General features: G+C 65.3%; 10 protein-coding genes and 1 pseudogene. 2 read left to right on the top strand and 9 right to left on the bottom strand.

What is annotated here, in order from left to right; translation table 11 throughout:
• Positions 1-205: pseudogene (locus tag MKP05_RS20820) on the top strand (S-(hydroxymethyl)glutathione dehydrogenase); the annotation flags it as partial.
• A 253-nt stretch (positions 206-458) separates the two neighbouring features.
• Complete coding sequence (gene gfa, locus MKP05_RS20815; RefSeq protein ID WP_240570073.1) at positions 459-1,031, top strand: S-(hydroxymethyl)glutathione synthase; 573 nt, start codon at positions 459-461, stop codon at positions 1,029-1,031.
• 90 nt (positions 1,032-1,121) lie between these two features.
• Here gfa and MKP05_RS20810 read toward each other — a convergent pair whose 3' ends face one another.
• The 9 genes from MKP05_RS20810 to benB all read right to left on the bottom strand — a co-directional run bounded on the left by MKP05_RS20810 (position 1,122) and on the right by benB (position 9,047).
• Entirely contained in the window at positions 1,122-1,577 is a 456-nt protein-coding gene (locus MKP05_RS20810) for an aminoacyl-tRNA deacylase (RefSeq protein ID WP_110282752.1), read from the bottom strand.
• Between the two features lie 55 nt (positions 1,578-1,632).
• The gene (locus tag MKP05_RS20805) at positions 1,633-2,451 is read right to left on the bottom strand and encodes a universal stress protein (RefSeq protein WP_240570072.1); all 819 of its coding nucleotides are present in this window, start codon (positions 2,449-2,451) and stop codon (positions 1,633-1,635) included.
• A 49-nt stretch (positions 2,452-2,500) separates the two neighbouring features.
• Positions 2,501-3,712, bottom strand: coding sequence for a benzoate/H(+) symporter BenE family transporter (locus MKP05_RS20800; RefSeq protein ID WP_240570071.1), 1,212 nt, complete (start codon positions 3,710-3,712; stop codon positions 2,501-2,503).
• A gap of 20 nt (positions 3,713-3,732) precedes the next feature.
• Entirely contained in the window at positions 3,733-4,464 is a 732-nt protein-coding gene (locus tag MKP05_RS20795; RefSeq protein ID WP_110282755.1) for an ABC transporter ATP-binding protein, read from the bottom strand.
• A complete protein-coding gene (locus MKP05_RS20790; protein WP_110282756.1) occupies positions 4,461-5,228 on the bottom strand; it encodes an ABC transporter ATP-binding protein in 768 nt (255 codons plus the stop codon). Before MKP05_RS20790 ends, MKP05_RS20795 begins: the two co-directional genes overlap by 4 nt.
• Before the next feature lie 3 nt (positions 5,229-5,231).
• Positions 5,232-6,332: a branched-chain amino acid ABC transporter permease gene (locus MKP05_RS20785; protein WP_240570070.1), complete on the bottom strand. Its 1,101-nt coding sequence runs from the start codon at positions 6,330-6,332 to the stop codon at positions 5,232-5,234.
• A 12-nt stretch (positions 6,333-6,344) separates the two neighbouring features.
• The gene (locus tag MKP05_RS20780) at positions 6,345-7,205 is read right to left on the bottom strand and encodes a branched-chain amino acid ABC transporter permease (RefSeq protein WP_110282758.1); all 861 of its coding nucleotides are present in this window, start codon (positions 7,203-7,205) and stop codon (positions 6,345-6,347) included.
• Positions 7,206-7,270: 65 nt separating this feature from the next.
• Complete coding sequence (locus MKP05_RS20775) at positions 7,271-8,443, bottom strand: ABC transporter substrate-binding protein (RefSeq protein WP_110282759.1); 1,173 nt, start codon at positions 8,441-8,443, stop codon at positions 7,271-7,273.
• A gap of 115 nt (positions 8,444-8,558) precedes the next feature.
• Complete coding sequence (benB, locus tag MKP05_RS20770; RefSeq protein ID WP_240570069.1) at positions 8,559-9,047, bottom strand: benzoate 1,2-dioxygenase small subunit; 489 nt, start codon at positions 9,045-9,047, stop codon at positions 8,559-8,561.
• Between the last annotated feature and the right edge of the window lie 163 nt (positions 9,048-9,210).

Genomic DNA, 9,210 nt, shown 5'->3' with positions numbered 1-9,210 from the left:
GCTGGTCACCGGGCGGGTCTGGAAGGGCTCGGCCTTCGGGGGCGTCAAGGGCCGCACCGAGCTGCCGGGCTATGTGAAGCGCTACATGGACGGCGAGATCAACATCGACGACTTCATTACCCATGACCTGCCCTTCGAGCAGATCAACGAGGCCTTCGAGCTGCTGCACGCGGGCAAGAGCATCCGCAGCGTGCTCCACTATTGATACGCGCCCGAAGCCGCGCGAGTGATACGCGCCCGCAACCGCGCGAACTGAGCAGGCCGCACGCTCGAGCCGCAAGGAGAACCTACCCATGAGTCTCATGGACATGCTTCAGCGCTGGTTCGGCGCCCCGAAGCCCCCCCCACCCAGATCCGCCGACACGCCGGCCGAGAGGCCGGCACCGGCCGCGTCGAGTTCCGGCGACACCTCATCCTCGACCGCTCAGTCCTCCACCGCACAGCAGGGAGATACCGCAATGAGCCACCATCTCCATATCCACCCGTCGGTAGACAACGGCGTCCGCCCCGGCAGCGACAACTTCGAAGGTGGCACCCTGCGCTGCCACTGCCCCGACAACAAGGTCGAGGTGACCGTCAAGTCGCAGTGTGCCCACAACCATGTCTGTGGCTGCACCAAGTGCTGGAAACCCGACGGGGCCCTGTTCTCGATGGTCGCCGTGGTTCCCCGCGACAGCCTCAGCGTCACCGCCAACGAGGACAAACTCGAGGTCGTCGACCCCTCCGCCGCCATCCAGCGCCACGCCTGCAAGGGCTGCGGGGTGCACATGTACGGGCGCATCGAAAATACCGACCATCCCTTCCACGGCCTGGACTTCATCCATACCGAGCTCTCGGATGACACCGGCTGGGCGGCCCCGGAGTTCGCGGCCTTCGTCTCCTCGATCATCGAGTCCGGCACCCACCCCGACAAGATGGGCGAGGTGCGTTCACGACTCAAGGAGCTGGGGCTGGAACCCTACGACTGCCTGTCACCGCCGCTGATGGACGCCATCGCCACCCATACCGCCAAGGCCAAGGGGGTGCTCTGACACTCACCGCCTCCCCCGACGACGATGCCAGGCCCCATCGGGCCTGGCATCGTCGTCTCCGGTCCGTATCCAGCAATCCACTAGCCTGTCTTACATCGCCACTTCCACCGGTTTCACGAGCCGGTCGAACACGCTGTAGGCGAGCTGCATGACCTCACGATGGCTGCCGGCATTGAAGGAAATGAGGTCGGTCTCGGCCAGGTGTGGCGAGACGAAGACCTCCAGATCGAAGAGGTTGCCGAAGGGCGGCATCGCGCCGGGCTCGCAATCGGGGAAACGGTCGTGGAAGTCCGCTTCCTTGGCCAGCTCGACGGACTGGGCACCGACGGACCGAGCCAGCCGCTGAAGGTCGACGCGATCCGTGGCCGGCAGGACCGTCAGGGCGAGGCGACCATCGATCTCGACCATGACGCACTTGGCGAAATGCCGACCGGGCACGTGGGCCGCCTCGGCGACCTCCTGGGCGGTATAGGCCGGAGAATGCTGTTGTATGACGTATTTCACGCCGTTATCGTCGAGAAAGCGTTTGACGCGCTCCATGGACATGGGAATCACCCTCCCGGGTGTCGATCAAGAGGCCTATCAATAAGCTTAGTCCGCATCACCGACGATGGGGAGGCCGCCACACCGCGACCGGGCAGGGCGCCTCGTGGACCACCTCGTGGGTGACGCTGCCGGCCACCACCTGGGAGAGGCCACTGCGACCGTGGGTGGTCATGGCCAGCATGGCATCCTGGCAGTCCGCCAGGTAACTGACGATGGCGTCCGCCGGGTCGCCGTGCAGTACCTCCCAGTCCACCTCCATGCCATGGTCGGTCCGCAGGCGCCGCGCCAGGCCGTGGACATAGCCGGACTCCATCACGTCGGCATGGCCGCCATCGAGTGGCACCGCCGCGGCGGCACTGGTGTCGATCACCTGCAGCAGCTGCAGGCGGGCGTCCAGCCGCTTGGAGAGTGCCACCGCATGGGGCAGGATCGCCTCGGAGAGCTTCGAGCCGTCCACGCAGACCATCAGCACCTCCACCTTGCGGTGGGCTCCGGCATCGAAGCGGGGCCCGCACAGGAAGACCGGCCGGTGGGCACGCCGCACGACGCCGGCGGTAACGCTGCCGATCAGCATCTCCGGTACCGGGCGCCGCCCGTGGGCCATCATGCACAGCCCCACCTCCTCGCGGCCGGCCAGCTGGCCCAGGTAGTCCTTGGCGCTGTCATGGACCGCCACCTCGACGGTGACATCCCCCGCCTGCTGGTCTGCCAGGCGCGACTGCAGTGCCGCCCGCCGGGACTCGACCCGGTCGGCCGAAGCCACCACGGAGGTCACGCTCAAGGGCACCGCCAGCTGGCGGGCCAGGCCCTGGCCAAGTGCCAGGGCGCGCAGCGAAGCGTCGCTTTCGTCCATCGCCACATGAATCTTGTCCATCGTCGGACTCCTCTGAATAGCGTTGTTCTTGATATTGCGGTAGTCGAGATCAGGATGACTTGCGGGCCTGCGCCCGCTCGGCCCGGCGCCCGAGGCCGGGCAGTGGCCGGTGCAGCAGGGCGTAGGCCAGCGCACCGACCACCACCCCCCAGAAGGCGGAGCCCAGGCCCAGGAAGCTGATCCCGGAGGCGGTGGCGATGAAGGTGATCACCGAGGCTTCCAGGTGGCCCTTCTGGGCGGCGAAGGCGCTGACATTGCTGGTGATGGCGCCGATCAGCGCCAGTCCTGCCAGCACCGCAACGAACTCGCCGGGCAGCGAGGTGAAGAGCAGTACGATGGTGCCGGCGAAGGTGCCCCCGATCAGGTAGAAGACCCCGTTGGCCACCCCGGCCACATAGCGCTTGTTGGGATCCTCGTGGGCCTCCTTGCTGGTGCAGATGGCCGCCGTGATCGCCGCGATCACCGTGGTGATGCCGCCGAAGAAGGCGGTGACGAAGGACGTCAGGCTGGTCACGATGACGATCGGACGCGCCGGGGTGTTGTAGCCGGAGCTGCGCATGATCGCCATGCCCGGCAGGAACTGTCCGGTCAGGCTGACCAGCACCAGCGGAATGGCCAGGCTGAGGGTGGCGTTCCAGGTCCACTCGGGACGGATGAACGCCGGCTGGGCCAGTTGTACCGAAACCCCCTTCAGGCTGGCCCCCTCGAGCACCACGGCCAGGACCACGCCGACCACCAGCAGCAGCACCAGGCTGTAGCGGGGCGTCAGCCGCTTGAAGACCAGGTAGGCCAGGATCATGCCGATGGCCAACGCCGGCACCGACTCGAGCGATACGAAGACCCCTACGCCGAACTGGAACAGGATCCCTGCCATCATGGCGCTGGCGATGCCCGGCGGGATCGCCTGGATGATGCGGTCGAAGGAGCCGGTAATGCCGATCACGAAGATCACCGCCGCCGCGGTGAGGTAGGCCCCCACCGCCTCGTTCAGCGACAGGCCGGGGAAGAGCGTGACCAGCAGCGCCGTGCCCGGGGCCGACCAGGCGGTGACCACGGGGACCTTCAGCCAGAGGCTGAGCGCGATCCCCGAGACGGCCGCGCCAATGGAGATCGCCCAGACCCAGGAGGTCATCATGGCGGTCGAGATCTCGGCGCTCTGGGCCGCCTGGAAGAAGATCGCCAGGGGGCCGGAGTAGGACACGAGCACCGCCACGAAGCCGGCGGTGATCGCGGGTATCGACCAGTCCTTGTGAAGTCGCATGCAACGTCTCTCCTCACACCTCAGGCGACGCCGAGGTGGGTCTCGAGGATGGTGGGATCGTCCTTCAGGCCCTGGGCACCGCCGCTGTAGACCACCTCGCCCTTGACCAGCAGGATGTGCTTCTCGGCCACCTCCAGCAGGTTGTCGATGTTCTTGTCGACGATGATGGTGGCGATGCCGGAGGCCTTGATCTCGTGGATGATCTTCCAGATCTCGTCCCGGATCAGCGGGGCCAGCCCCTCGGTGGCCTCGTCGAGGATCATCAGGTCCGGGTTGAGGGTCAGGGCCCGTCCAATGGAGAGCATCTGCTGCTCGCCCCCGGAGAGGAAGGAGCCGTCGTGGTTGATGCGCTGGCCGAGCCTCGGGAAGGTGTCCAGCACGCGTTCCAGCGTCCAGGGCGACTCGCCCCGCTCGTTGGGCCGGGCGGCCATGATCAGGTGCTCGCGCACGCTGATGCCGGGGAAGATCCCCCGCCCTTCCGGCACATAGCCGATGCCCTGGCGGATCAGCTGCCAGGGGCGCCGGCGCACCGTCGACTCGCCCTTGATGCGCACCTCGCCCTCGCGCGGTGGCACGAAGCCAAGGATCGACTTCAGGGTGGTGGTCTTGCCCATGCCGTTGCGCCCCAGCAGGCTGAGGGTCTCGCCGGGCATGAGGGTGAGATCGACACCGTGCAGGATATGGCTCTCACCATAGTAGGTGTGCAGCCCCTTGGCTTCGATCAGGGGCGTGATCTGCTCAGCGGCGGTCATGCTTGCGCCTCCTCATGGTGGCGGCCGAGATAGACGTCCCGGACCTTTTCACTGCGGCGAATCTGGTCGGTCGGACCGGTCTCCAGCACGCAGCCGTCCACCATCACGGTGATGCGGTGGGCCAGGCGGAACACCGAGTCCATGTCGTGCTCGATCAGTACCAGCGGATACTGATCGGCCAGGCCCTTGAGCAGCTCGGTAACCTGAGCGGTCTCCTCGCGCCCCATGCCGGCCATGGGCTCGTCGAGCAGCATCAGCGACGGCGCCGTGGCCAGCACCATGGCGATCTGCAGCTGGCGCTGCTCGCCGTAGCTCATGTCGGATGCCGGGGTATAGGCGCGCTGCACCAGCTGGCAGGTCTCCAGGGCTTGGAGCGCCCGCTCGCTGACCGCCCGGGCCTGCTGGCGGGAGCGCCAGCTGCCGAACACCCCGCCCATGTGGATGCGCGCCGCCAGCTGGCAGTTCTGCAGGCAGTTGAGCCGCGGGAAGATATTGGTCTTCTGGTGGCTGCGGCCGATCCCCATGCGGGCGATCTGACGCGCCTTCTTGCCCTGGATGGGCTTGCCGCGGTACAGGATCTGCCCCGACGAGGGCGGAATCTCCCCCGACAGCAGGTTGATCAGGGTGCTCTTGCCGGCACCATTCGGCCCCAGAATGGCGTGGATCTCGCCCGGCTTGACATCGAAATCGACGTCATTGACCGCTATCAGGCCCCCGAAGCGCCGGGTCAGGCCATGGGTTTCCAACAAGGGAGCAGTACTCATGGCTTATCCCTCCTTGCTCTGGGCCGCGGGCTTCGACGACTTGGCCGCGGGCTTGGACGACTTGACCGCGGCCGACCCGGCCTGGCCACGCCGGTTGAACCAGCGCAGCAGGGGCGATTTCATCAGGGCGTCACGCCCGGGTGGGGCGATGATCAGCCCGGCGATGCCCTTGGGCAGAATCAGCACGGCCAGGATGATGGTGATGCCCATCAGGATCGGCCAGTGCGTGGTCAGGTGCTCATAGGTATACAGCAGGATCTCGAAGGCGAAGGCGCCGAGAATTGGCCCGAAAATGGTGCCCATACCGCCGAGGATCACCATCATCAGCACCTCACCCGAGGTGTGCCAGCCGAGCTGGGCGGGGTTGGCGAAGCCGTACTGCATGGCCGCCAGCATGCCGGCGATCGCCGCCATCACCCCGGCAATCACGAAGGCGATCAGCTTGTAGCTCGCGGTGGCATAGCCCAGCGCCTCCATGCGGTGCTCGTTGTCGTGGATGCCGTCGAGCACCTGGCCATAGTAGGAACGGGTCAGCCAGCGCAGGAAGACATAGCCGACGATCAGGGTTCCCAGACAGAAATAGAAGAACGTCAGCGGGTTATCCATATCCAGTAGCAGGGTGTCACCGACCGCGACACTGGGTCGGAACATGATGAAGACCCCGTCGGTACCGCCAGTATAGGGCGAGGTGCTGACCAGGTAGTAGAGCATCTGACCGAAGGCCAGGGTGGTCATGATGAAGAAGATGCCCTTAGTGCGGATGACCAGGAAGCCGACGACCAGGGCGACCACCGCGGAGACCAGCATGACCAGCGGCAGCATCCACCACAGCGAGGCGGGGCTGAAATCGGGGCTGGCCAGGGCCAGCGTATAGGCCCCCAGGCCGAAGAACAGGGCATGGCCGAGGCTGACCAGCCCCACCACGCCCACCAGCAGATCCAGGCTCATGGCGAACAGCGCCAGGATCAGCATCAAGGTGAGCTGTTCCAGGACGAAGTCACTGCGCGCCCCGAACAGGGCCGGCCCCCAGAGCGGAAAGAGGGCAACGAGTGCGGTCAATACCAGCATGATGATAGAGACGCGCTTGGGATATCTATGCAACATGACTCACCCTCCTCAGGCGAACAGCCCGCGTGGCTTGACCAGCAGCACGGCGGCCATGATCAGGTAGATCACCATGCTGGCAAGGCTCGGAATCAGCACCGACCCGAAGGTCTCGGCCATGCCGATCAGAATGGCCCCCCAGAAGGCGCCCTTGATCGAGCCGATGCCGCCGATGACCACGACGACGAAGCAGGTGATCAGGATGCTGTCACCCATGCCGGGGGCGATGGAGGTCAGGGGCGCCGCGATCATCCCGGCAAAGGCGGTAAGCGCCACCCCGACGCTGAAGATCAGCGTGAACAGGGTGCGCACATTGATGCCCAGTCCCTCCACCATGTCGCGGTTGACCGCGCCGGCGCGGATGATGATACCCAGCCGGGTGTGGCGGATGACCCAGTAGATAACCCCGGCCAGTGCCAGGCAGACACCCATCACGAACAGCCGGTAGACCGAGTACTGCAGGTTGTCGGTAAGCTGGATGCTGCCATCGAAGGGCGCCGGCACCGGCACGCTGTGGACGTCCCCCCCCCAGATGATCCGCTGTGCCTCGTTGAGCACCAGGATCAGCCCAAAGGTCAGCAGTACCTGGTAGAGATGGTCACGCTTGTAGAGCGTGTCGAGAAAGAGCCGCTCGATGATCAGCCCCAGAACGATGGCGATGGGAATGGCGATGACGATGGCCAGCCAGAAGTTGCCCAGCCGCATGGTCAGGTCCCAGACCAGGTAGGCCCCGATCATGTACATGGCGCCATGGGCCAGGTTGATGATGCCCATGATGCCGAAGATCAGCGTCAGGCCACTGGCGATCAGGAACAGCAGCAGTCCGTACTGCAGCCCGTTGAGGAGCTGCACACCAAAGAATGCGAGATCCATGACGATCTCCTCCGCGAGGCACGGGGGCGGGCTTGGCCCGCCCCGGAAGTCAGGGGTTCACCGAATCACTTCTTGCAGGCGTTATCCGGCACTTCGAGTTGCTCGTAGGCGACATCGACGACTTCATGCTTGCCATCCCGGATCTCGCGAAGGTAGACGTTCTGGATTGGGTGGTGGGAATCGGAGAAGCTCATCAGCCCCCTGGGGCTTTCGAGTTCCACACTGGCCAGCGCCGCGATCAGGGCCTCCTTGTCCTCGGTGTTGCCAGCCACCTTGTCCAGCGCCTGGGCCAGCATCATGCCGGTGTCATAGCCCTGCACGGCATAGGCATCCGGCACCTTGCCATAGGCTTCCTGATAGGCCGCCACGAACTGACGGTTCGCGTCACTGTCGAGGGTGTCGGCATAGTGCAGGGTGGTCAGCACGCCTTCCCCGGCATCGCCCAGGGCGCCCAGGTTGCCCTCCGTCAGGAACCCCGAGCCCAGCAGCGGAATGTTGTCCTTGAGGCCCGAGGCCGCGTAATCGCGCACGAAGCTGACCCCGCCGCCACCGGCGAAGAAGGTATAGACGGCGTCCGGATTGAGGCTGCCGATCTGCGCCAGGTAGCTCTGGAACTCGGTGCTCGGGAAGGGCACCAGAATCTCCTCGACGATCTCGCCACCGGCCTCGGTAAAGGCCTCCTTGAAGCCGGCCACGTCCTCCTTGCCGCCGGCGTAGTCCCAGGTGATGGTGACCATCTTGCGGTAGCCCCGATCGTAGGCGACCTTGCCCATGGGGTAGCTGTCCTGCCACATGCTGAAGGAGGTGCGGAACACATTGGGCATGCACAGCTCGTTGGTCGCCGCCCCCAGCCCCGCATTGGGAATGATGGTGATGGCACCGGTCTGCTTGGCCACCCGCAGCATGCCCATGGCAACCCCCGAGTGCACCGGGCCGATCACGAAGTCGACATTGTCACCCCGTACCAGCCGGCTCATGTTCTGGGGCGCCTTGGAGGGGTCGGCTTCGGAGTCCAGCTTCACGTATTCAACGGGACGGCCGCCCAGCTGGTTGCCGCGCTCCTCGATGGCCAGCTGCAGGCCATTGGTGATCGCCTCACCCAGGGCGGTATAGGTACCGGAATAGGGCAGCATCAGGCCGAGCTTGACAGGATGTTCGCTGGCGTATGCCCCACCGGCGGCCATCAGGCCTGCCCCAACAACAGAGGCCAGCAGCGTTTTCTTGATTGAGGTTTTCATTGTGTTCACCAGGGAAATAGCTGTTGTGGTTATCGGTCGTGATATCAGTTGATCTTGCACTCTTCCTGTGGCGTCCCTGCCGCAGGGCCTTGCCGGTCGGATCAGCGTGACCCGGTCAGATGTGATAGATGTCGATGACCTGGTGGATGTAGTCGTTGTTCAGCACCACCTTCTTGTTGGCGATCAGCGGCGTCTCGCCCGACACGTCCAGGGTGTAGAAGGCGCTGCCGAAGTAGCCGTCGGTCTTCTTGTAGCGGTGGCTCAGGGTGTGCCAGTTGAAGCGCAGCTCCACCTCGTCGCCCGCCTCCTTGAGCACCTCGATGTTGCTGATCTGGTGGGTGGTGCGCGGCTCCGGCGTGCTCGCCCCGCTGCGCTCGGTCTTGATCCGGTAGACCCGGTCCTCCAGCCCCTCGCGGTTCGGGTAGTAGATCAGCGAGATCTCCGACTGCGGGTCGCGGGTCAGCTGGTCGTCGTCGTCCCAAGCCGGCATCCAGAACTCCGCGTCCTGGCGGTAGCACGCCAGCCACTCGTCCCACTGGCGGTCGTCGAGCAGCCGCGCCTCGCGGTAGAGAAACGCCTGGATGTCGTGGTAGCTGATGCTCATGGTTTCTCCTCCCCTCAGGCGGTGGCAGTGGCGATGAACTGGCTGCGTTCCTTGTCGATGGCGCGCAGCATCTCCTCGACCCAGTGCTGGTGGTGCAGCACGTAGAGGCCCTCGTCTTCCGGGGAGGCCCCGCTGAGCAGCGGCTTCATGCCGATCGCCTGGG

Origin of the sequence: Halomonas flagellata, assembly GCF_022487945.1 — a bacterium.
GTDB classification, from domain to species: domain Bacteria; phylum Pseudomonadota; class Gammaproteobacteria; order Pseudomonadales; family Halomonadaceae; genus Halomonas; species Halomonas flagellata.
Note: the sequence above shows the minus strand (reverse complement) of the source record. Positions and strands in the feature narration are given on the sequence as shown.

Coding starts and splice junctions, on each gene's coding strand:
- MKP05_RS20810 (WP_110282752.1), bottom strand. CDS start 1,577: ATGTCCATGGAGCGCGTCAAACGCTTTCTCGACGATAACGGCGTGAAA.
- MKP05_RS20785 (WP_240570070.1), bottom strand. CDS start 6,332: ATGTTGCATAGATATCCCAAGCGCGTCTCTATCATCATGCTGGTATTG.
- MKP05_RS20800 (WP_240570071.1), bottom strand. CDS start 3,712: ATGCGACTTCACAAGGACTGGTCGATACCCGCGATCACCGCCGGCTTC.
- MKP05_RS20775 (WP_110282759.1), bottom strand. CDS start 8,443: ATGAAAACCTCAATCAAGAAAACGCTGCTGGCCTCTGTTGTTGGGGCA.
- MKP05_RS20805 (WP_240570072.1), bottom strand. CDS start 2,451: ATGGACAAGATTCATGTGGCGATGGACGAAAGCGACGCTTCGCTGCGC.
- MKP05_RS20790 (WP_110282756.1), bottom strand. CDS start 5,228: ATGAGTACTGCTCCCTTGTTGGAAACCCATGGCCTGACCCGGCGCTTC.
- MKP05_RS20780 (WP_110282758.1), bottom strand. CDS start 7,205: ATGGATCTCGCATTCTTTGGTGTGCAGCTCCTCAACGGGCTGCAGTAC.
- gfa (WP_240570073.1), top strand. CDS start 459: ATGAGCCACCATCTCCATATCCACCCGTCGGTAGACAACGGCGTCCGC.
- benB (WP_240570069.1), bottom strand. CDS start 9,047: ATGAGCATCAGCTACCACGACATCCAGGCGTTTCTCTACCGCGAGGCG.
- MKP05_RS20795 (WP_110282755.1), bottom strand. CDS start 4,464: ATGACCGCCGCTGAGCAGATCACGCCCCTGATCGAAGCCAAGGGGCTG.